This window comes from Oceanobacillus alkalisoli, from assembly GCF_021556485.1.
Taxonomy (GTDB): Bacteria; Bacillota; Bacilli; order Bacillales; family Amphibacillaceae; genus Oceanobacillus; species Oceanobacillus alkalisoli.
The window spans coordinates 159,102-181,173 of sequence record NZ_JAKGBW010000003.1; the positions used below are offsets into that span (position 1 = coordinate 159,102).

Annotated in this window: 24 protein-coding genes; 1 reads left to right on the top strand and 23 read right to left on the bottom strand. The window is 40.8% G+C overall.

The features are described 5' to 3' along the window. Window positions 1-19: 19 nt before the first annotated feature. The 15 genes from LZD48_RS04700 to smc form a co-directional block, all read right to left on the bottom strand. Window positions 20-295 carry an EscU/YscU/HrcU family type III secretion system export apparatus switch protein gene (locus tag LZD48_RS04700; RefSeq protein WP_235761579.1) on the bottom strand — a complete coding sequence of 92 codons (276 nt, stop codon included), beginning with the start codon at window positions 293-295 and terminating at the stop codon, window positions 20-22. After that, window positions 292-1,602 carry a TP0910 N-terminal domain-containing protein gene (locus tag LZD48_RS04705; protein WP_235761580.1) on the bottom strand — a complete coding sequence of 437 codons (1,311 nt, stop codon included), beginning with the start codon at window positions 1,600-1,602 and terminating at the stop codon, window positions 292-294. The genes LZD48_RS04700 and LZD48_RS04705 overlap by 4 nt, the downstream gene beginning before the upstream one ends. 14 nt (window positions 1,603-1,616) lie before the next feature. Continuing rightward, complete coding sequence (gene rnhB / locus LZD48_RS04710; RefSeq protein ID WP_235761581.1) at window positions 1,617-2,387, bottom strand: ribonuclease HII; 771 nt, start codon at window positions 2,385-2,387, stop codon at window positions 1,617-1,619. Window positions 2,388-2,412: 25 nt separating this feature from the next. Beyond that, entirely contained in the window at window positions 2,413-3,276 is an 864-nt protein-coding gene (gene ylqF, locus LZD48_RS04715) for a ribosome biogenesis GTPase YlqF (protein ID WP_235761582.1), read from the bottom strand. Between the two features lie 9 nt (window positions 3,277-3,285). Further along, the gene (lepB, locus tag LZD48_RS04720) at window positions 3,286-3,849 is read right to left on the bottom strand and encodes a signal peptidase I (protein WP_235761583.1); all 564 of its coding nucleotides are present in this window, start codon (window positions 3,847-3,849) and stop codon (window positions 3,286-3,288) included. 360 nt (window positions 3,850-4,209) lie between these two features. Next, window positions 4,210-4,554 carry a 50S ribosomal protein L19 gene (gene rplS / locus LZD48_RS04725; RefSeq protein WP_235761584.1) on the bottom strand — a complete coding sequence of 115 codons (345 nt, stop codon included), beginning with the start codon at window positions 4,552-4,554 and terminating at the stop codon, window positions 4,210-4,212. 560 nt (window positions 4,555-5,114) lie between these two features. Continuing rightward, entirely contained in the window at window positions 5,115-5,858 is a 744-nt protein-coding gene (trmD, locus tag LZD48_RS04730) for a tRNA (guanosine(37)-N1)-methyltransferase TrmD (RefSeq protein WP_235761585.1), read from the bottom strand. After that, on the bottom strand, window positions 5,858-6,373 hold the full coding sequence (gene rimM, locus LZD48_RS04735) for a ribosome maturation factor RimM (protein WP_235761586.1): 516 nt from the start codon (window positions 6,371-6,373) through the stop codon (window positions 5,858-5,860). Before rimM ends, trmD begins: the two co-directional genes overlap by 1 nt. 13 nt (window positions 6,374-6,386) lie before the next feature. Next, entirely contained in the window at window positions 6,387-6,776 is a 390-nt protein-coding gene (locus tag LZD48_RS04740) for a YlqD family protein (protein WP_235761587.1), read from the bottom strand. A gap of 133 nt (window positions 6,777-6,909) precedes the next feature. Next, window positions 6,910-7,137 carry a KH domain-containing protein gene (locus tag LZD48_RS04745; RefSeq protein ID WP_235761588.1) on the bottom strand — a complete coding sequence of 76 codons (228 nt, stop codon included), beginning with the start codon at window positions 7,135-7,137 and terminating at the stop codon, window positions 6,910-6,912. A 9-nt stretch (window positions 7,138-7,146) separates the two neighbouring features. Next, on the bottom strand, window positions 7,147-7,422 hold the full coding sequence (rpsP, locus tag LZD48_RS04750) for a 30S ribosomal protein S16 (protein ID WP_235761589.1): 276 nt from the start codon (window positions 7,420-7,422) through the stop codon (window positions 7,147-7,149). A gap of 104 nt (window positions 7,423-7,526) precedes the next feature. Continuing rightward, on the bottom strand, window positions 7,527-8,873 hold the full coding sequence (gene ffh, locus LZD48_RS04755) for a signal recognition particle protein (RefSeq protein WP_235761590.1): 1,347 nt from the start codon (window positions 8,871-8,873) through the stop codon (window positions 7,527-7,529). 13 nt (window positions 8,874-8,886) lie between these two features. After that, window positions 8,887-9,204 carry a putative DNA-binding protein gene (locus LZD48_RS04760; RefSeq protein WP_235761591.1) on the bottom strand — a complete coding sequence of 106 codons (318 nt, stop codon included), beginning with the start codon at window positions 9,202-9,204 and terminating at the stop codon, window positions 8,887-8,889. 285 nt (window positions 9,205-9,489) lie between these two features. Continuing rightward, on the bottom strand, window positions 9,490-10,506 hold the full coding sequence (gene ftsY, locus LZD48_RS04765; protein WP_235761592.1) for a signal recognition particle-docking protein FtsY: 1,017 nt from the start codon (window positions 10,504-10,506) through the stop codon (window positions 9,490-9,492). Between the two features lie 15 nt (window positions 10,507-10,521). Beyond that, on the bottom strand, window positions 10,522-14,088 hold the full coding sequence (smc, locus tag LZD48_RS04770; protein WP_235761593.1) for a chromosome segregation protein SMC: 3,567 nt from the start codon (window positions 14,086-14,088) through the stop codon (window positions 10,522-10,524). 227 nt (window positions 14,089-14,315) lie between these two features. Here smc and LZD48_RS04775 point away from each other — a divergent pair, with 227 nt between their 5' ends. Further along, window positions 14,316-14,540, top strand: coding sequence for a DUF1128 domain-containing protein (locus tag LZD48_RS04775; RefSeq protein WP_235761594.1), 225 nt, complete (start codon window positions 14,316-14,318; stop codon window positions 14,538-14,540). Window positions 14,541-14,571: 31 nt separating this feature from the next. Here LZD48_RS04775 and rnc read toward each other — a convergent pair whose 3' ends face one another. The 8 genes from rnc to sdaAA form a co-directional block, all read right to left on the bottom strand. After that, window positions 14,572-15,255 carry a ribonuclease III gene (rnc, locus tag LZD48_RS04780; RefSeq protein ID WP_235761595.1) on the bottom strand — a complete coding sequence of 228 codons (684 nt, stop codon included), beginning with the start codon at window positions 15,253-15,255 and terminating at the stop codon, window positions 14,572-14,574. Window positions 15,256-15,338: 83 nt separating this feature from the next. Next, entirely contained in the window at window positions 15,339-15,572 is a 234-nt protein-coding gene (acpP, locus tag LZD48_RS04785) for an acyl carrier protein (protein ID WP_235761596.1), read from the bottom strand. A gap of 215 nt (window positions 15,573-15,787) precedes the next feature. Then, entirely contained in the window at window positions 15,788-16,528 is a 741-nt protein-coding gene (fabG, locus tag LZD48_RS04790) for a 3-oxoacyl-[acyl-carrier-protein] reductase (protein WP_235761597.1), read from the bottom strand. Next, on the bottom strand, window positions 16,529-17,467 hold the full coding sequence (gene fabD / locus LZD48_RS04795) for an ACP S-malonyltransferase (protein WP_235761598.1): 939 nt from the start codon (window positions 17,465-17,467) through the stop codon (window positions 16,529-16,531). A 5-nt stretch (window positions 17,468-17,472) separates the two neighbouring features. Beyond that, a complete protein-coding gene (gene plsX / locus LZD48_RS04800; RefSeq protein WP_235761599.1) occupies window positions 17,473-18,468 on the bottom strand; it encodes a phosphate acyltransferase PlsX in 996 nt (331 codons plus the stop codon). Window position 18,469: 1 nt separating this feature from the next. Further along, complete coding sequence (gene fapR, locus LZD48_RS04805) at window positions 18,470-19,045, bottom strand: transcription factor FapR (protein WP_235761600.1); 576 nt, start codon at window positions 19,043-19,045, stop codon at window positions 18,470-18,472. A gap of 95 nt (window positions 19,046-19,140) precedes the next feature. Next, entirely contained in the window at window positions 19,141-21,174 is a 2,034-nt protein-coding gene (recG, locus tag LZD48_RS04810) for an ATP-dependent DNA helicase RecG (RefSeq protein ID WP_235761601.1), read from the bottom strand. Window positions 21,175-21,188: 14 nt separating this feature from the next. After that, window positions 21,189-22,064 (bottom strand): L-serine ammonia-lyase, iron-sulfur-dependent, subunit alpha, encoded by an 876-nt coding sequence (gene sdaAA / locus LZD48_RS04815; protein WP_235761602.1) that lies wholly within the window; start codon window positions 22,062-22,064, stop codon window positions 21,189-21,191. Window positions 22,065-22,072: the final 8 nt, after the last annotated feature.

Here is a 22,072-nt window from a genome sequence, read left to right on the forward strand (position 1 = left end):
TTATAAATCTTGTACATATTTACGATTTATCAGCATATTTACGATCCGCTTCATAAATAAATGCGAATACTTCCGCGACTACTTGGTACAATTCTTCAGGAATTGCTTCATTCACATTCAATTCCGTCAATAGCTCTGCAAGACTTTCATCCTCGACAATCGGTACGTTATGTTCTTTGGCGAGTTTTATAATATCTTCTGCAACATAGCCTTTACCTGCAGCACTGACAATAGGAGCTTGATGCTTATCTAGATTATAGCTTAAAGAAGCTGCTTTTCTTCGTTTTTCATTCATATGAGAAAGTCAACCCCTTGTTTGTTATCTCGTAATTTTTCATCAGAAATAACTGATCGATTATCTTTTTTCTCAAGCTTTTTAAAAACGATTGAAGTTAAACGGTAATTTAAGTTTGTCAGATTTTCACTTAACTTATCTTTAAAAGTATTGGCGAGAATCGGGATTCCAGCTGTATTATTAAAAACAGTCAACGAAACTGCCCGTTGCTGAATATTTACATCAATGACCGTTTCTTTAAGGTTCTTTAGCTCCAAGTAAAAAAGAATACGACAATAATCCGGATTGACCTCGCCATCCTTATTTTTCTTTCCTTCAAATTCAATCACCAAATCCTTAACAAGTCCAAGTCGTTCAGCTGGTATCTGCAGCATCGCTTGGATAAATGACGGCGTCTCATTCACGCTCTGCAGTTGCAGACCTTGAATCAAATGCAGTAGCCTAGTCTGTTGCTTCACTTCGGTACTGTTCTCTCCAGACGCAAGCTGGAGGAGGAGGCCTTTTATTGTATCACTAAGATTCTCCGGTTCTTTCTCCGTAGCTAAACGGTTCTCATAATTTAACCCAAGCATGGCAAGAGACTGGCGCAATTGTTCTAAAAACATTTGCTTGGACGGGAAACTTTGAAAAGATTCAATGTCCGCTGCCTGCTTATTAGGAATTAATGTTGTAATAATTTGTCGTAAACGTTGTTCTGTATCTGTTCCGTTTCTTAAGGTGAGATCTGGTGCTTCAGATTGTAGTTGTGTTGAGTTTATGAGTTGTTGTATTACAGATGTCAATTGCTCTGACAGCGTAGTAGTCCTGACGGTAATCAAGGATTGTAGAACCATCTCGGTCATTGGCAATTTCTTCGCGAGCATTTCCACTAATGCACCTGCTGCTAAGGGTTTATTTTGTTCACCCTTTAAGAGCTGTAAAGCTTGCTTTAGTTCATTTTTATCAAAAGGAACCGAATAACGCGTGAGGAGCTGCAGCAATTGCAAATTATGCTTACTGGACTTCACACCCAGCCGCCTTAAAAGCTTCGACAAATCTACATTTTCATCTTTTTTCAGCTTTTCGCCGAGCACGCGCAGCTCAAGCGAATTAGCGGTGGAAGCAACCTGGAAATGGTAGCTTCCACCAAGTTCTAAACCTACTTGCAAGCTTGCGATAAAACGGTTTCCCCCAAGTTTTATTTCCGCCTTGTTTTCTGGGTAGAGCTTCACGACTTCCCCTTGAACAATCTGACCGGGACGAAGAGATTGCTGTCCAGTGCGGTTAAGCTTTAACGAATTTGTATTCAATAGTTGCGATAAATGCAATGGAAGACCTCCTTTTAACCGATATATTGGCGAATTGGTGCAAAGGATTTCCGGTGATAGGGAGATATGCCGTGCGACTGTAAACCTTCTAAGTGTTTTTTCGTCCCGTAACCCATATTTGAACTAAAGTCATACATCGGAAACTCTTGATGTATTTCTTTCATTAGGCGATCGCGTGTTACTTTAGCAAGAATACTTGCAGCTGCGATTGAAACGCTTCTTGCATCCCCTTTAACGATTGCCTCACTTGAAATTCCAAGCCGAGGCAGCGCGACAGCATCAATTAATACATGGTCTGGTTGCTGTTCTAAGCCTCGCACTGCTTCATACATAGCGAGCTTTGTCGCTTCCAGAATATTCACCTGATCGATTTTTTCGTTGGAGATAACTGCAATCTGGTAGCTAATCGCCTGTTCCTTAATAACCGTAAAAAAATAATCACGATCTTTTTCTGTAAGTTGTTTTGAGTCGTTTAAACCAAGAAGCATAAAATCTTGGGGTAAAATGACAGAAGCCGCAACGACCGGGCCGGCAAGCGGGCCTCTACCCGCTTCATCGACCCCTGCAATCAGTTTTCGGCCGCTTTTTCTCGCTTCATTTTCAAAATTGCACATTTCTTTGAAGGCAATTAATTGCTGTGCTTCCTTTTCTTGCATTCTTTCGTATTTACGAATGAGCGCTTGAACCCCTTTTCTATCATCTCGTTTCAATTGCTCGAAAATTCCCTCTGTAATTTCTTCATTTTCAAATAACTGTTTTATAACAGCAATTGATTTCTCTCTCATACGTACACCTTATTTCTCTCTATAATTATTCTGCTCCAAGTAAGTCAGCTGGTGCTTCCAAGGAAATTTTCCCTAACCTGCCACTACGGAGGTCCCGTAACACTATTTCAGATACCTTATCAAAGTCCACTTCTCCCCCACTTTCCAATGCGCCGCGTTTTTTACCGATTCGTTCAAATACTTCAAGCATATCATCAAGATCTGCTTCTATCTCATAACGGTCAAATAACAAATCAGGATATTTTCTTTGTAAAAATTCAATAACAAATACCGTAATATCCTGTAAGGAGATGACCTGATCTTTAATCGTACCGATCGAAGCAAGCCTATAGCCGACGATCTGGTCTTCAAATTTCGGCCATAAAATCCCAGGTGTATCCAATAGCTCAAAATCCTTCTTAATCTTTATCCAGAGCTGTTGTTTCGTAATACCAGGCCTATCACCTGTTTTAGCTGCTTTCCGGCTCGCAAGGCGGTTAATCAGCGTGGATTTGCCGACATTCGGAATACCTAATATCATGGCTCGATGCGGCCTTGGTTTCATACCTTTTGCCACAAGTTGGTCTATTTTCTTTTTTCCAAGCTGTTTTGCTAGTTGAACGACTTGTTTTATATCGTCTCTATTATTCGCATCTACTGCGACTGCTGGAATATTTCTCTCTTTATAATAAGTAAGCCATGCTGCTGTCATTTTAGGATCTGCAAGGTCCCGTTTCATAAGCACAATCATTTTATCCTTATTCTGCACAATCTGATGCAACATTGGATTTTCCGATGATAAAGGGGCTCTTGCATCAAGCAGCTCAATTACAAAGTCAACAAGCTTGAGATTTTGTTCCACTTCTCGTCTCGCCTTTGCCATATGGCCCGGAAACCATTGTACTTGCATTATTTTTCCCTACTCTCCTACAAAATGAATTCGTTCAAATGGCCAGTAAATCAAACTGGCTTTTCCTACAATTTGATCCGTTGAAATTAGTCCAATCATGCGACTGTCGGTGGAATTTCCACGATTATCTCCAAGCACTAAAACATGCCCTTCTGGTATGACATCATAGTTACCCGGTATTTCTTCCAAAGCGAAATCATTGCGGACAGAGTCGATGGTGTTCGCATCATTTTCATTCACCGGTAAAAAGTCCTGTTCGACAGGCTCCCCGTTAATATACAGTACATCATCATTCACTGCTACATGCTCTCCCGGAAGTCCTATCACTCTTTTAATAAAATCTTTCTGTGAGGATGCGTGAAATACAACGATATCAAACCGTTCCGGGTCATTGAAATAATAACTGAATTTATTTACGATCATCTGATCCCGGTCATGTAATGTTGGCAGCATCGATGGTCCATCTACAATTATCGGAGCGAATAAAAACATCCGCACAATAAAAGCGAGCCCAAGAGCAACCAATAAAGCTTTTGTCCATTCTATCCATTCATTCTTCTTCTTCTTTGCCATCTGTTCTCCTCCGACACTCACATTTCCTTATCCTTCATAAGTTTTAACAATAAGTATGTTCATTATAACATTGAACGAGTAAGTAAAACATCAAAAAAGGAGCCTGAACATCTGCTCAAGCTCCTTTCTTTCATTTGATTCATAGGAAACTAAAAATAAAAATCCTGTGGATAATCTTAACTAATGGCGTTAGCCACGTCCAGCTCCAGCGCCCAGCAACTAGCAAACTTCACACTCCTCCAATCGATAAGTCAACATCGGCTCTCTACGTTCGCCGTGTTTCCTTTATCTCCCTTCTGGAGTGCTCCAGTTTGTACGTTGCTAACCGGGCGCTTTCGCCTTTGTTCATTATGTCTGTAATTAGCGGCGTTCTTTAATACGTGCTGCTTTACCACGTAGATTACGTAGATAGTATAGCTTAGCACGACGTACACTACCTTTACGGGTTACTTCAATCTTGTCAACGCGTGGTGAATGTACTGGGAATGTACGCTCAACACCTACACCGTAAGAAATTTTTCTTACTGTGAATGTTTCGCTGATACCACCGTTTTGACGTTTGATAACGACACCTTCGAAAATCTGGATACGCTCACGTGTACCTTCAACAACTTTAACGTGAACTTTCACGGTATCTCCCGCACGGAATTCCGGGCGATCTGTACGAAGCTGATCTTTTGTAATTTCTGCAATTAATTCTTGCATTTGCTTCACTCCTTCCAAACCAATGTTCATCATTCTCTAAAGGAACAGCGGAACATCGTTTATACGTGCATAAACACAACAACTAATATAGCACAAATTCGTATAGTATTCAACACATTTCTAAAAACATTTGGATTCACCTGTGAATTTGTTCTATTGGAGGTCCGCAGTCCCGATACCCCTCGCTTTCGTGGGCGGCTGGTGAGCCTCCTCGGGCTGAGCACGAAGTAGTCTCACCTAGGCCTGTCCTCCCACAGGGCTCTCGAGGTATCGGGCTGCCCCCGCCGGAGATATTTTAGTCAGAATTTCTGATCATAATAGATGGGAAAAAACAAATAATATGATATTCAATGGAATGAATTTCATAATTACCAAAGTCGGCTATTCCATCACCATATGTAGTTGGGAACGAACCAACTCAACTACATATGGTGATGGTGAAGCATTAAATACGTATTATGAAATTCATTAAATGAGCTAAAAATTTCTCTCGGAATAGCCCCTATACACCGATGGCTCCTCCGGGATGTCTAGCCTGCTCTGGGTAGTAAGCTGTCTTGTTACTCTTTTGCTTTATTTTGGTTGAGTTCGTCTAGTATCTGCTTTTCTTCTTTTGTGAAGGGGTAGTTCTCCAAGAGATCCGGGCGCCGTTCGAGAGTGCGGTTCAGGGATTCGGTTTTACGCCATTTTGCAATTTTTGCATGATCTCCAGATAGTAAAACATCTGGCACCGGCATATTCCGAAACATTGCTGGTCTTGTGTAATGCGGGTGCTCCAGTAAGCCGGTTGAGAATGAATCTTCTGCTGCAGAGGATTCGTTTCCAAGCACATCAGGCAAAAGACGAACGACACTATCAACAATAACCATTGCTCCAAGTTCACCGCCAGTCAACACATAATCCCCGATTGAGATTTCATCTGTCGCTAGTCCTGTGCGAATCCTTTCATCATAGCCTTCATAATGACCACAAATAAAGACGAGATGCTCCTCTTCCGCTAGTTCTTCTGCCTTCTGTTGCGTATAACGCTCACCCTGAGGGCAGAGCAGCACAATTCGGGGATCCGTAGCTTTGTCTTCTAAACATGCATTTACGGCATCAAATACTGGTTGAGGAGTAAGTACCATGCCAGCTCCTCCGCCATAAGGATAGTCATCCACTTTTCGATGTTTGTTCATTGTATAGTCTCTAAAATTAACAAGATTATATGTGAATTTATTTTTTTCCTGGGCTTTTTTCAATATCGATGATTGAAAAACTCCTTCCATCATCTCAGGGAATAACGTCAAAATATCAATATGCATTAATCAAGCAGTCCTTCCATCGGTTCAATCATAATTCGCTTTTCTTCGACATCTACTCTTTTCACAACAGATTCGATATAAGGAATGTAGGCATCTTTTTTACCTGCTCGCTGTAGTACCCAGACATCATTTGCGCCTGGTGCGAGAATTTCTTTAATCGTACCAAGTTCTTCATCAGCAGCAGTATAGACCTTACACCCAATAATTTCATGGTAATAATATTCATTTTCCTCAAGTTCTGCCTGCTGTTCTTCATGGATTTGTAAGTAAAGTCCTTTATATTTTTCCACATCATTTATATTATCCATACCTTCAAACGTAAGCAGATCAAATCCTTTATGTATCCGGTGATGGGCAATAATGAGTGGTATCGCCGTTTCCTCATTCTCCTTTATATAAACTGTCTCTCCAGCTTGGAATCTCTCTGCAAAATCGGTAATTCTTTTTATTTTTACTTCGCCGCGAACACCATGCGTATTGATGATTCTACCGATATTAAACATTTTTTCTGTCATCTCTTCCACCTGCCTACTCTTCTATACGTACAACAATATTATCTTGAATAACAATTGCTTGCTTCTTCATCAAATCTTCCCAATTTGTTCCAATACTTACTTCAACAAGAGATTCAACTTCCCCTTCAACAATTTCACTACCCATATTTAAAACTTCAAGCTGCTCTTCTTTAAATTCAATAAGTTCAATTTTTTCTTTTCTTTTTTCCACTTCATGATGAAACTTCCGCTCAATTTCTTGCTTGTGAACTCCTTTTTTATTAAGCATCTTTCGTTTTTCAAAAAGTAACTGTTGACACTCTTGTTCAAGTCGCATTTTTTGATCAAATAACTGGGCCTTTAATTTCTCTTTACTCTTTTCTGTAATGATTTGTCTCACTTCAACTCTTTTAATAATTTTCACTGTTCTCCCTCACTTTCAGGCTTTTTACCATATAGATTATGGATATTTTTTAAAAAAAGAGGGTTATTCCTGATAAATTATACAGCTAAAATGTGCAAAAGGGAAAGAAGAACCAGTGGCTCCTTTCCCTTTTTTACATGATATCCAAATAAATCCGCTTATTCTCATCCGTTTTTGCTGCGTAAACAACGGTTCGAATCGCTTTTGCAATACGTCCATTCTTGCCAATCACTTTGCCAACATCATCTTCATGAACTTTAAGATGATAAACGATCTTCGTTTCCTCTTCCCTTTCTGTTACGCTGATATCCTCTGGATAATCAACGAGAGAAGTGACAATAGTTTCGATTAGGGCTTTCATGGTATCACACTACTTTGCTTGATTTTTTTGCTCGTGGAATTTTTGCATGATGCCTTCTGTTGAAAACAGATTGCGGACTGTATCACTTGGTTTAGCACCGTTACCTAACCATTTAAGTGCCTTTTCTTCATCAATTTTAACTTCAACCGGGTTTACTACCGGGTTATATGTTCCGATTTGTTCGATTTGACGTCCATCACGTGGTGAACGAGAATCTGCTACAACAATACGGTAAAATGGATTTCTTTTTGAACCCATACGTTTCAAACGAATTTTAACAGCCATTACTTGCACCTCCAATAATAGTTATTCACAATTTTAAATTCTAACAGAAAATATATAGTCTGTAAAGGGTTTTTACATGACAAACTATAATATTTTTTATTTCATTACATAAATGGCAGTTTAAAACCGCCTTTACCCTTTTTCCCTTTTTGCATATTCGTCATTTGTTTCATCATCTTCTTCATTTCTTCAAATTGTTTAAGCAAGCGATTGACTTGGGATACAGTAGTTCCTGATCCTTTGGCAATTCTTTTTTTTCTGCTTGCATTGATGATATTCGGTTCCTGACGCTCTTTTTTCGTCATCGATCTAGCAATCGCCTCAACCTGGGCGAGTTGCCCTTCATCGACTTGAGCATTTTTTAACCCTTTCATCTTGCCGGCTCCCGGGAGCATACCTAAGAGTTCGTCAAGTGGTCCCATTTGTTTTACCTGGTCCATCTGTTCAAGGAAATCATCAAAGGTGAAGGACATCGAACGCATTTTTTCTTCTAGCTCTTTCGCTTGTTGCTCATCGACATTTGTTTGAGCTTTCTCGATCAATGATAAAACATCACCCATTCCAAGAATCCTGGATGCCATACGTTCCGGGTGGAAGGGTTCGAGCTGATCTAGATTTTCTCCCATTCCAGCAAATTTAATCGGTTTATCCGTGACAGCTTTAATAGATAATGCAGCACCGCCTCGGGTATCCCCGTCGAGTTTCGTTAATACAACTCCGCTAATATCCAACTGATCGTTAAAGCTTTCAGCAACGTTCACCGCATCTTGACCAGTCATTGCATCAACGACGAGAAAGATTTCATCTGGTGTTGTAATATCTTTAATCTCTTGCAGTTCTGTCATTAATTCTGTGTCCACATGCAAGCGGCCTGCCGTATCGATAATGACATAATCATGATGCTCTTCTTTTGCTTTTTCAATTGCCTGTTTCGCGATATCAACAGGGTTTGCTTCCGTACCTAGGGAGAAAACAGGCATATCTAATTGACCGCCTAGTGTTTCTAATTGCTGAATCGCAGCTGGTCGATAAACGTCACATGCTACAAGCATCGGCTTGCGGTTATGTTTCTTCCGTAAGAGGTTTGCAAGCTTTCCTGTTGTTGTTGTTTTACCTGCACCTTGTAAACCTACCATCATGATAACGGTAGGCGGGCGGTCGGCTACAGTGATTCTAGTGTTTTCTCCACCCATTAATTCGGTGAGTTCGTCACGGACAATTTTAATGACTTGCTGTCCGGGTGTAAGACTTTCCATAACTTCCTGGCCAACTGCCCGTTCTTTGATACGATTGATTAGATCTTTAACAACTTTAAAGTTCACATCGGCCTCAAGGAGAGCGAGTCGGATTTCCCTAGACATCTCTTTAATATCCTGTTCCGAAATCTTACCCTTTCCTGTTATCTTTTTAATCGTACTTTGCAGACGTTCGGCTAAGCCTTCAAATGCCATAGAAGGTATCCTCCTAATCTAATTCTTTTAGTTTGTTCACTAACTGTTTTATCTCTTCACTGGATGCTTTTTGCTCCAACTCATTGATAATTTTCGTTCGGCTGCTGAACTTTTCATATAAGTTCAGCTTTTCTTCATAGGATTCAAGCATTGCTTCCGTTCGTTTAATATTGTCATAAACCGCCTGGCGGGATACGGAAAACACTTCCGAAATCTCGCTAAGCGAAAGATCTTCCAAATAATATAGCTTCATATACTTTTTTTGTTTCGAAGTTAAAAGATCTTGGTAAAAATCAAACAAATAATTAACGCGCATTGTTTTTTCCAGCAATGGCAACGCCCCTTGTTAAGTAAGTGTTCAAAAGGAGGATAAAAAAGACCGAGGTCGGTTAAGAACGCAACGTCCTGTTGCAAAACCCACACTAGCACATCCTATGTGTCGAAGTTCGAGGCGGCGTAGCTTTTAGCACCGGAATGTACGTAAACAGGTACACGAGGAGCGGAAAAGCAAGCCAACGAAGAAATTCGAAGTGTCTTTTTTACCGGACTTTTTAAACACCCTCTTGTTAAGTGAAATCTCTTTACAAGTAATCATAACGAATGGATTGCTTTACTGTCAAGATTCGTCCTCGTCTTCCACACCTTCTTCTTCCAGCATATCGGCAAATAAGCCATAAACGAATAAAGAAGCATCAAATTCTTGTAAATCACCTATCTGCTCTCCGAGACCGATATATTTGACTGGTATGTTCAATTCATTGCGGATAGCAAGCACGATACCACCCTTTGCTGTACCATCGAGCTTCGTTAAAACGATTCCCGAAACGTCTGTCGCCTGGGAGAAAGTCTTCGCCTGATTTAAGGCGTTCTGTCCGGTTGTTGCGTCAAGAACTAATAATACTTCATGTGGCGCCCCGGGGATTTCTCTTTCAATGACACGCTTAATTTTCTCCAATTCATTCATTAAATTGACCTTATTTTGCAATCTGCCTGCTGTGTCACAAAGAAGTACATCTGCGTTACGCGATTTGGCTGCACGGATGCCATCATAGATTACAGCCGCAGGGTCACTTCCAGCGCTCTGCTTAATCACTTCGACACCAGCACGCTCGCCCCACTCTTCCAGTTGCTCAATTGCTCCGGCCCGAAATGTATCACCTGCTGCCATCATAACTTTCTTACCTTCTTCTTTCAATTGTTGGGCAAGCTTGCCAATGGATGTTGTTTTTCCAACACCATTCACACCAACGACAAGGATAACGGTCATTTCATTTTCCTGGATATTCAAATTCTCAATATCCTCATTATCTTCTCCGTAATAAATCTCTACTAATTTTTCCGAAATAACATCTTTGACTTCTTCGGTATCTTTAATGTTTTGGCGTTTTACTTCCATCTTCAGTTCATCAACTAAATCCATTACCGTTGTGACACCAACATCAGCAGAAATCAGAACTTCCTCCAACTCTTCGAAAAAATCCTCATCCACTTTACGGTAACGCGCTAGCAAATCATTTATTCTTCCGGAAAAAACGCCCCGGGTTTTCTTCATACCCTCTTTATATTTTTCTTGAACTTGCTCTGCACCGTCATCTTGTTTAAAACGTTTTTTCAGTTTATCAAAAAAACTCATGGCCCTTTTTCCTCCTTATGATTCGACTAAATCAGCCGTCTCTTCCAGCCTCACAGAAACGAGACGGGATACGCCCGACTCTTGCATCGTCACACCATATAATACATCTGCTTCTTCCATTGTACCTTTCCGGTGTGTAATGACAATGAATTGTGTCTGTTTACTGTAAAGTTTTACGTATTTCGCAAAACGGGTGACATTTGCTTCATCCAATGCCGCTTCCACTTCATCAAGAATGCAGAACGGAACAGGACGCACTCTTAGAATAGCAAATAATAATGCGATTGCTGTCAACGCCCGCTCTCCGCCTGAGAGCAGACCTAATTGTTGTAGTTTCTTTCCAGGTGGTTGTGCAATAATTTCCACACCGGTTTCTAGCATTTGATTCGGATTAGTTAGCTTCAGTTCTGCTTTCCCGCCTCCGAAAAGTTCTTTGAAGACTACACCGAATTCTTCTTTTATCGCTTTAAAAGTGACTTCAAAACGCTCAATCATTTCTACATCAAGCTCTGCGATGACTTTGTAGAGCGTGTTTTTTGCATCAACAAGATCGGTCTGTTGTTCTGTCAAAAAGGTATATCTTTCATGAATTCGTTCATATTCATCAATTGAACCAAGATTTACCGTACCTAAGTTAACAATCTGCTGTTTCAATTGTTCTACTTCCTTTTTTGACTGTTGAATGTCTGTTGTTTTCTCGTATGTTTGCTTTGCTTTATCAAAGGTTATCGTATATTCCGTCTCCAAATGTGTTAACCGATTCTCAAGCTCTACATCTAACCGATTCATCTTCACTTCTTGTTGTTGAATATTTGCAAGCATAGATTGACTGCGTTTATTTTCTTCCCGCAGCTCATTCTCTTCATCATTAATTGTTTGCGTCCGGTTTGCTCGTTCACTGCGCAACTCCTGAATTGATGTTGTTAATGTTTCTTTTGTTACTTTTTCTTCGGTTATAGAGGCATTAATCGATTCCTCTGTTTCTTTATTCTCAAGAATAGAATCGAGTTCGATTAATTTCTCGATATTTCCTTTCAATCTAGTTGCTGTCAAATCGATTTGTTTTTTTAAGTTTTTCACTTTGTCCGATTGGTTACGATAGCGTTCTTCTTGCTTTGCAAGCAACAGTTTTTGTTCATGATATTTTTCTTTCAACAATTCCCTGTTTTCTTTCACAGCAGACTCTTCTTTTGTCAGCTGTTCAATTTGTGTTTCCGCTTCTGCTAGCTTCCTTTTTAAATCTGCCAACTGCTCTTTTAATTCTTTTTTACGCTGATTCAGATACTCGGTATCTTCCTGATATTGCTTTTCTTCCTGATCATAAAGAGACAAGCTGTCATTTAAGGATTTTAATTGTAATTCTGCTTTATGGGAAGATGATTGCAAGGCCTGTAACTGCTGTTGATCAGCTATCAGATTTTGTTCCTTTCTTTTCAGTTCCTGTTCTCTTTCCGCCATGATCCTCTTTTGTTCTTCCACTTTCTCAGCAAAAGAAGCCGCTCGAGGTTCATAGCTCGTCAATTTATCCCGCAACTCTTCCAGTTCTTTTTCCCTGGTGAATAGGGACTGGTTCTTCTTCTGAGACGCACCACCTGTCATCGCTCCACCTGGGGCGACAACATCACCTTCGAGTGTTACAATACGATATTTCCTGCCAGTTAGCCCAGCAATTTCATTCGCATCTTTCAATGTTTCTGTAATAATGACATGACCCATCAAATGATTAACGGCACGCTGGTAATTCGGTGTTGTCTTTACTAATTCAGCAGCAGTACCGACATAACCCGGGTGGTCATTCATTCGCTCAACAAGTTGTCTTGGGATATATCTCTCTTGGATTGTTGTAAGTGGCAGAAATGTTGCTCTCCCATTATTCGTCTTTTTCAACCATGTAATTGCTGTTCGGGCGACTTGCTCATCTGGAACGACAATATGTTGTGCCTGTCCGCCAAGAACAGTTTCAATTGCAAGGATGTAAGACTTCGGAACTTCGATCAGCTCAATAACCGCTCCTTCAATTTGCTTTAGCTCACCTTTTTTCCTTGCTTTCAGTATCGCTTTTACACCGTGAAAGAACCCTTGGAAATCTTCCTTCATTTCTTCGAGCATTTCTTTTTTAGATTTTAACTTATCAATGTACTGGAAGCCTTGATACAGTTTGGTCTGCATGTCTTGAAATTGTCTACGGTTTGCTTCTACTTCAATTTTCAGTTGCTTAATCTTCTTTTCGCTTGCCTCGTAAATTTCTAGTTGCTCCAGTCGTTCTCTTTCCACTTTATCTCTTACTTGTTCAAGTTTCTCCCTTTCTTCGAGAGATGCTTTGAACCTTTCAGCTTGTCGTTGATTTTTATTATTGTATTGTTCGGATTGTCTTTCAATTGACTGCAGCTCATTTCGACTTGCTGCCTGTTCATTCAAGAGCTCGATATATTCGGATTTCAATTCTTCAATTTGTTCGGCAATCGTTTCTTCTGTACGGCTTAATGTAGTTTCCAGCTCTTTAATGGATTCTTTTATTGCTTCTATTTCTACTAGAAACGATTTCCGTTTCTCTTCTTCTTTTTTTAGTTCTTCCTCGGTCTTTTTCAGCTCGGATTCGGTCTGTTCCCGGTCATCCAGCAGCTTCTGTCTATTTTCCCCATGATGCTTGCTTCGTTCGGAGAGTAGTTGTTTTTTTCCTTCCAATTTTTCCAGTTGTTCTGTCGATAGAAGCAATTTCCCTTGCAGTTCTTCAATCTGTTCATCTAACTGCAAGTTCTTTTTTTTCTGTTCTTCAATCCATGCTTCTTTTTCTTGGTTCTCCGCTCTCAGGATAATATGTTTTTCATTTTCTGACTCGATTACTTGCTTCATTGTTTTCCACTGCTCATGCAGCGTTTCAATTTCAGCAATCAATAGGGAAATTTCTTTTTCTTTCAATCGATCTTTTAATGTCAAATACTGACTTGCAGTATTTTTTTGTTCTTCGAGCGGTCCTAGCTGGGACTCGATTTCATGCAGAATATCTTCTACTCTATTTAAGTTCTCCTGCGTTTCCGCCAGTTTATATTCTGATTTCTTTTTACGTTGTTTATATTTTAAAACACCTGCAGCCTCTTCAAAAATCGTTCTTCTCTCTTCCGCTTTCGAGCTAAGGATTTCTTCTACTTTCCCTTGACTGATGATGGAGAAAGCTTCTCTTCCTAAGCCGGAATCCATAAATAGATCAATAATATCTTTTAAACGGCAGGATTGTTTATTAATATAGAATTCACTTTCACCTGAGCGATAAACCCTTCTTGTTACACTAACCTCTTCATAATCGAGGGGCAAGGCTTTATCTTTGTTATCCAATACGAGGGTCACTTCCGCAACATTTAACGCTTTACGGGTATCACTTCCTTGAAATATGATATCTTCCATTTTCGAACCACGTAAAGATTTCACCGATTGCTCGCCTAACACCCAGCGTATCGCATCGGTTATATTACTTTTTCCACTACCGTTTGGTCCGACTACAGCCGTTACACCTGGAACGAATTCAATTGAAATTCGTTCCGCAAACGACTTGAAGCCGAGACTTTCCAATTTTTTTAAATACATATTCATACTCCTATTATTCATCACAAGCAGCACTTAGAAAACCGCTTGAATACACAAGGTTTTTCAACTTATTCATTTTATCATAATCCATCGTTCAAAAGAAGTCTGGCTCTTATTTTCCACTGAAATGCTCTCTGCAATTTGCAAGATTCGAAGGGAATTGATATATTAAAAAGGATATTTTTGATATATCATACGCTTCGGATCATTATTATGGGAGGGGTTTCATGTCATTCGATGAGGCTAATCAAGAGAATTTATCACAGATGCTCAATGAACTTGCTGATCATTTAAATGTTGCTAATCGTGGTCTATTTGATGCGGAAGACTATGATTTGAACAAATACAATGATTTAAAACTGTTACATCAGGTCATCATGAATAAAGAAAAGCTAAGCGCCCTTGAAACACAGGCATTTGTAGATGAACTTGCAACAATCCGTAAAAAATAAATCAGTGGACTCTTCCACTGATTTATTTTTTTCATTCATTCAATTTATTCAAGGCGACTTTTGCGGCTCGTTGTTCGGCTTCTTTCTTCGATTTTCCAAGCCCTTCTCCAATGATAGCTCCGTTGATGAATACATGAACAAGATATTGCCTGTCATGCGCAGGACCTTTTTCCTCGGCAACCTCATATGTCACCTTTTCATCTTTGTTCTGTTGTATCAATTCCTGAAGCTCGCTCTTATAATCCATCCCATGGGAAAAAGCGCCAGTTTTTATTTTCGGAAAAACATGTTCACCTAGAAATTCAATAACCTTTTCGTAGCCTTGATCAAGATAAAGCGCACCTAAGAATGCTTCAAATACATCTGCTAATATGGCAGGACGATCTCTTCCGCCTGTTTGCGCTTCTCCTCTGCCAAGCAATAAATACTTACCAAACTGTAAATCCCTCGCAAATTCTTCTAAAGACGGCTCGCGCACGATAGCTGCACGCAGCTTCGACAATTCGCCTTCTGGCATTTGTTGGTAAGTAGAATAGAGATATTGAGAAACACCTAATTCAAGAACAGCATCTCCTAAAAATTCAAGTCTTTCATTATCCGAAAACTCTTCCTGACCATGCTCATTCACATACGATGAATGGGTAAAAGCTTGATTCAACAAAGACTTTTCCTTAAAATCAATCTGTAGCTGGCGTTCTAATTCACTTACATCCATACAGTTCACCTCGTTGTGAATAGGTAAAGAGGCTGGGATAACGATTCTAGAAAAATAAAATCCCAGCCTCTTCTTTTTTATTATTAGGAAACACTGTTGATATAATTTACAGCGTCACCCACTGTATTAATTTTCTCAGCTTCTTCATCAGCAATTTCCATGTCGAATTCGTCTTCAAGTTCCATTACAAGCTCCACTACATCGAGGGAATCTGCGTCAAGGTCATCTTTGAATGACGCTTCTAACGTTACTTTTTCCTCTTCTACATCTAGACGATCAACAATGATTTCTTTTACACGATCAAACACATCTGCCACACCGTTCACCTCCCTTCAAAGTCGTAGTCACGTCCGGCTCCAGCGCCCAGCAACTAGCAGGTCTTTTGGTGGGACGAGCATTGCGCAGTCCCAAACTTCACCCTCCTCCAATCGATAAGTCAACATCAACTCACTGCGTCGCCTGAGTTTCCTTTATCCCCCCTCGGAGTGCTCCAGTTTGTACGTTGCTAAACGGGCACTTACGCCTTTGTATATTACATTACCATTCCGCCATCGATATGTATCGTTTGTCCGGTAATATAGCTCGCATCATCGGAAGCTAAAAAGCGCACGACTTTCGCGACATCTTCAGGTTCACCAAAACGGTCTAATGGGATCACGGATAGCATGGCTTCCTTTTGTTCCTCATTTAGTGCCTCGGTCATATCGGTTGAAATAAAGCCTGGTGCTACTGCATTCACTAAAATATTTCTGGAAGCAAGTTCTTTTGCAGTTGTTTTCGTAAGTCCGATTACTCCTGCTTTTGCTGCTACGTAATTAGCTTGTCCCGGGTTCCCGCTTACTCCGACAATAGAAGCTACATTGACAATCCGACCGGCGCGCTGTTTCATCATTTGCCGGGTTACTGCTTTCGTACAAAGGAAAACGCCTTTTAAATTCGTGTTAATAACATCGTCAAATTCTTCTTCCTTCATACGCATCAATAAATTATCTCTCGTAACACCTGCATTATTCACAAGAATATCCAAGCTGCCGAACGCACCGATTACTTCTTTCACCATTGCTTTTACACTGTCTTCATGTGAAACGTTTGCTTGGATGGGAAAGGCTTGGACACCATAACTTTTAAGTTCCTCAGCAACTTCTTTTGCTTTTGCTTCACTTCCAGCATAGTTAACCGCAACATTCGCACCCTGTTTGGCAAATTCAATTGCGATTGTTCTGCCGATTCCCCTGGAAGCACCGGTTACTAATACACTTTTCCCCTTTAACATTTATGCATCCTCCTTATACCATTCCAAAAAGTCTTGTAGAGATTTCGCATCTTGTACCGCAAAAGTTTTCGTTTTTCGATCGATTTTCCGCAGCAGTCCAGAGAGTACTTTTCCATTTCCGATTTCAACAAATGCGTCGATTTCTTCCTCCATCATCGCCCGGATGGATGCTTCAAAACGGACAGGAGAATAGAGCTGCTTGATGAGCAAATCTTTAATTTCATCTTTTGCTGTAACCGGGGCAGCCGACACATTAGCATAGACTGGAATGCTTGCATTGTTAATCTCTATTCCGTCTAAGTAACTCGCAAATTCTTCGTTCGCCGTTTTCATTAATCTTGAATGGAACGGCCCGCTCACATTAAGCGGGAGTACTCGTTTTGCTCCTTTTTGTTTTAACAGCTCTGCAGCTAGTTCCACGCCTTTCACAGAACCAGAAATAACAATTTGTCCAGGACAATTCAAATTGGCAAGATCAACTACTTCCTCTTTGATACCCTGTAAAACTTCCGTGATCTCTGCTTCATCCAAGCCAAGAACAGCGGCCATGGTCCCTTGCCCTTTCGGAAATGCTTGCTCCATCAAACGGCCGCGTGTCGCAACGAGTGGAACAGCATCTTCAAAGGAAATAGAGCCGGAAGCTACCAATGCGCTGTATTCACCGAGGCTATGTCCGACCGACATAATCGGCTGAACCCCTTCTTTAAGCAAAACTTGCTCGATTGCAACACTTGTAAGCAAAAGTGCCGGTTGGGCATTTTCCGTTTCTGTGAGTGTATCTTGTGGTCCATTAAACATAATTTCTATTATATCTTTATTTAATAACTCATTCGCTTGATGAAAAAAATCTTTCACTTCCTGATAGGTATCATAAAAGTCTTTTCCCATTCCAACAGCTTGGGAACCTTGCCCAGGAAACATAAATGCTACTCGTTTCACGTCACTCACTCCTCTATATCCATTGATTTTATCGTTTCACCTATCATATCTGTTACATCATTATCAACCATATGCTTTGCTTGCCGGATTGCATTGACAATTGCTCGGCTTTTCGATGAACCATGTGCCTTAATGACTGGTGCTGCTAAACCAAAAAGTCCGGCGCCACCATATTCGGAGTAATCTAAACGATTTTTGAGAGCTCCTAAGTCATTTTTTACAAGTCCCGCAGCAAGTTTCGTTTTCAAAGAGGATGTGAACGTTTCTTTTAGTAAGGCGAAAACAGTTTGTGCTGTCCCCTCAATTGTTTTTAACGCAACATTCCCGCTAAAACCATCCGTTACAACAACATCAGCCGCATGGTCGAATAAGTCACGAGCTTCGACATTTCCGATAAAATTAATCGGCGCTTGCTCCATTAATTCGAAGGCTTTCTTCGTTAGTTCATTGCCTTTGGCGTCTTCAGTCCCTACATTTAAGAGAGCTACAGTCGGATCCTTAATTCCTCTCACCTTTTCCGAGTAGATCGACCCCATAATACCATATTGAAGCAGATGACTTGCTTTAGCTTCTACATTCGCGCCGACATCAAGAAATAGAAAGCCTTGTCCATTGATGGTCGGCAGTGTCGGGCTTAATGCTGGACGAGAAATCCCTGGGATCCGTCCAACGATAAAGAGACCGGCACTCATTAAGGCACCAGTATTTCCAGCAGAAATACAAGCATCCGCTCTTCCTTCTTTAACTTCTTTAGCCATCAGTACGAGAGAGGCATCTTTTTTACGGCGTACAGCCCGTACTGGTTCATCCTCACTCGTAATAACTTCTTCTGTATGTATGATTGAAATATTTTTTGAGTTTGTTAAATAGGGTTTTATATTCGCTTCATCACCAATTAATGTAATCGATAAATCATCAAACTCACGAATCGCGTCCACTGCACCCTCAACGATTTCTTTTGGTGCATGGTCACCGCCCATTGCATCTATTGCTAATTTCATATTATTTGCCACCTGTTTCTTCATTGGATTGGAACATTTGGAAGTTACCTGTAAATACAACTTCCTGTTCTACATAACTTGTAACGTGAACAACAGTCAATCCTTTATCATTTTTGCCTTCCACCGTTGCCTTCGCAATCACCCGCTCACCTTCTTTTACTTGACGGGTAAACGTAATTTCCGATTTGGCAGTAAGTGCTAATTGCTCATTAATGACAGCTACTGCGAGTGAATTGGCTTGAGCAAATAAATGATGTCCTCTAGCAATCTTGTTTCGTGAAAAAACAAGATCCTTTGAGATATCCAATATGGAGATTGCCCGTTCATCCAGTTCCAGATCAATAATTTCGCCAATCACTTCTTCAATTTGCAAAGCACGGACCGTTTCATTCCATTGATCTTTCGCAACCGATTTAATCCGTTCACGCATTTCGGGAATGCCGAGTTCCATCCGGTCCAGACGGATTGTTTGAATGCTCACGTTAAATTCGTTAGCCAATTGTTCATCTGTTATAAAGGGAATTTCCTCGATTTTCTCTTTTAAAAGTTGCTGTCTTTCAGCTTTAGTTTTTTTCATTCTGCACCGTCCACTGTTTACCATACTTTATGACTTGGTACTAATAGTAATATATAATACGATATATAATTATGCAAGCCATTATCATGAAAAAATCAATCCAATTTCGTATGGAGATCTGGATCGGTTTCGAGTAACTCGCGCAGTTTTGCGTATTCACTATCATTCGTTAGCAATTGCTGGTTGACGATAAAGGTTGCATCATTTCTTGCTGTTTCAAGGGCACGATAATCATGTACCATGTCTGCCACCTTAAATTCCGGGATTCCACTTTGTTTTCTCCCGAAGAAATCTCCTGGCCCCCGCAGTTGCAAATCTCTTTCTGCTAATTCAAATCCATTATTTGTCTCGGTCATAATGCTCATTCTTTCTTTCCCTACTTCATTCTTCGGTTCAGCAATCAAGATACAATAACTTTGCTTGTCGCCTCTACCGACCCTTCCTCGCAATTGGTGAAGTTGTGCGAGCCCGAAGCGTTCTGCATCATAAATAACCATAATCGTCGCATTCGGTACGTTTACGCCAACTTCAACGACGGTTGTTGAGACAAGCACTTGTATCTTGTTTTCGGCGTAATCTTTCATAACTGCATCTTTTTCATCGGCTGGAAGACGACCATGCATTAAGCCAACCTTTATTTCCGGTGGGAAAAACTCAATCAACTGATGGTAAAGGTCGACGGCATTTTGGATATCCAATTTATCGGATTCTTCAATAAGTGGGCTGATCAGATATGCTTGTTCACCGCTTTGCACATGTTTGATTATAAAATTCAAGATCCGCTCAAACATATTCTCCTTCACCCAAAGCGTTTCCACTTCCTTTCTTCCAGCTGGCATCTCATTGATTTGGGACACATCCATATCACCAAAGGCAGTGATTGCTAGCGTACGGGGAATTGGTGTTGCTGTCATGAATAACACATCTGGATGAAGACCTTTATCCCTTAATGTCCGGCGTTGTTCCACTCCAAAGCGATGCTGTTCATCAACAATAACGAGACCGAGATCATGGAACAGGACATCATCTTGAATGAGCGCATGGGTACCGATGATTAGATCTATTTCCCCCGCTTCAAGTCCCGCCACTATCTCTCTACGCTCCTTCGCTTTAACCGACCCTGTAAGGAGACGGACATTCGCAAGCTCCCCGAACAATTCCTGCAATGATTGATAGTGCTGTTCTGCAAGTATTTCCGTTGGTACCATTAATGCTCCTTGCTTTCCAGCTGTCAAAGAAGCATAAAGACAGATCGCTGCGACTGCTGTTTTTCCCGAACCTACATCTCCTTGCAATAAGCGATTCATCCGGTATGAAGAACGCATGTCTAAAAGAATTTCTTCAAGTGATGCATTTTGCGCATTTGTTAATTTGAAAGGAAATCGTTCGATAAAGCTGTCCACTTTCTCCACATCATATTCCTGTGCATTTCCTTCCGTCGCTTCCCGGTGTTGCTTTCTTAAAAGCTGCATCTTCAACTGGAAAAGCAAAAATTCCTCATAAATATACCTTCTGCGTGAATGCTTCAATTGAACACGATTTTGCGGGAAATGGAGCATTTCTACTGCATCTTTCCGGGCTGGCAACTTATAATCTGTTAGGTAGGATACAGGAAGGATTTCTGTTATTTGATCACCATAATCTTTCAGCGCTTGAGAAATTACCTTTTTCAACCGGTAATTCGTTACATCCCCTTTCACCGAATACATCGGCTGGATTTCTGTGGAATCTTCCTGGGCACCTTTCCGGTAATTACTAACGGTAATCTGTAATCGGTGCGCATCCCATTTACCAGTAAGGGTGACAATATCTCCTGCATTTAATTGTTTTTTCGCGAACGCTCGATTAAACATGACTGCCTTAATGGCAACATTCTCTACATCTACCGTCAATACTAAACGTGACTTTTTTCTTCCATAAAAATTCAGGGAAGGCTCATATAAAATCCTTCCCACAATGGTTACTTTATCTTCATGGATTAGCTCGCTTAGTGGTAAAATTTCTAATACATCATATTTATACGGTAAATAATGCAATAAATCTTCAACCGTATAAACATTCATCAGATTTAAATCTTCCGCGAATTTTTCTCCGATTCCTTTTACATTTTTTACTGATTCGTTAAGCACGTCTATCACTCTTTCTAAACCGAAACACCAAATATTTTTTCTTTTAAAAGTCTTCCCGTCGGCGTGTCCGCAAGTCCTCCTTCACCAGTCTCACGTAAGCTTGGCGGCATTTGCCTGCCAATTCTATACATCGCGCCAATCACTTCATCCGCCGGAATCCGGCTCGTTACTCCTGCTAAAGCAAGATCTGCTGAGACAATCGCCTGGGACGAACCTAGTGCATTACGTTTCACGCATGGTACTTCTACTAATCCAGCAACTGGGTCACAAACTAAGCCGAGCATGTTTTTTAATGTAATTGCAAAGGCATCAGCAGATTGCTGCGCTGTACCCCCTGCCATTTCGACAGTTGCCGCTGCGGCCATTGCACCTGCTGAACCGACTTCTGCTTGACATCCACCGGCAGCGCCTGATATAAACGCATTGTTCGCTACGACAAAACCGAATGCTCCTGCAGTGAATAAGAAACGAATCATTTGCTCACGCGTCGGATTCAGCTGATTCTTTACTGCGAAAAGCGTACCCGGTACACAACCAGCACTTCCAGCTGTTGGCGTAGCACAAATAATTCCCATTGCAGCATTTACTTCATTCGTCCCCATCGCTTTACTAACTGCATCAAGTAAAATTGGTCCGGATAATGGTCTTTTCTCCTGCATATACTTCTGCACAAGTACCGCATCTCCGCCCGTCAGTCCGGTTACAGACTGCACACCTTGTAATGCTCGCTCAATAGCATTTTCCATTACTTGCAAATTCTTTTCCATCTCGGTAAATATATCTTCGCGGCTCCGTTCTTTCACATCCATTTCCTGAAGAATCATCACTTCCGAAATTGGCATTTCCTTCGTCTCTGCCATTTCCACCAATTCAGCAATTGTCCGAAACATATGCATGC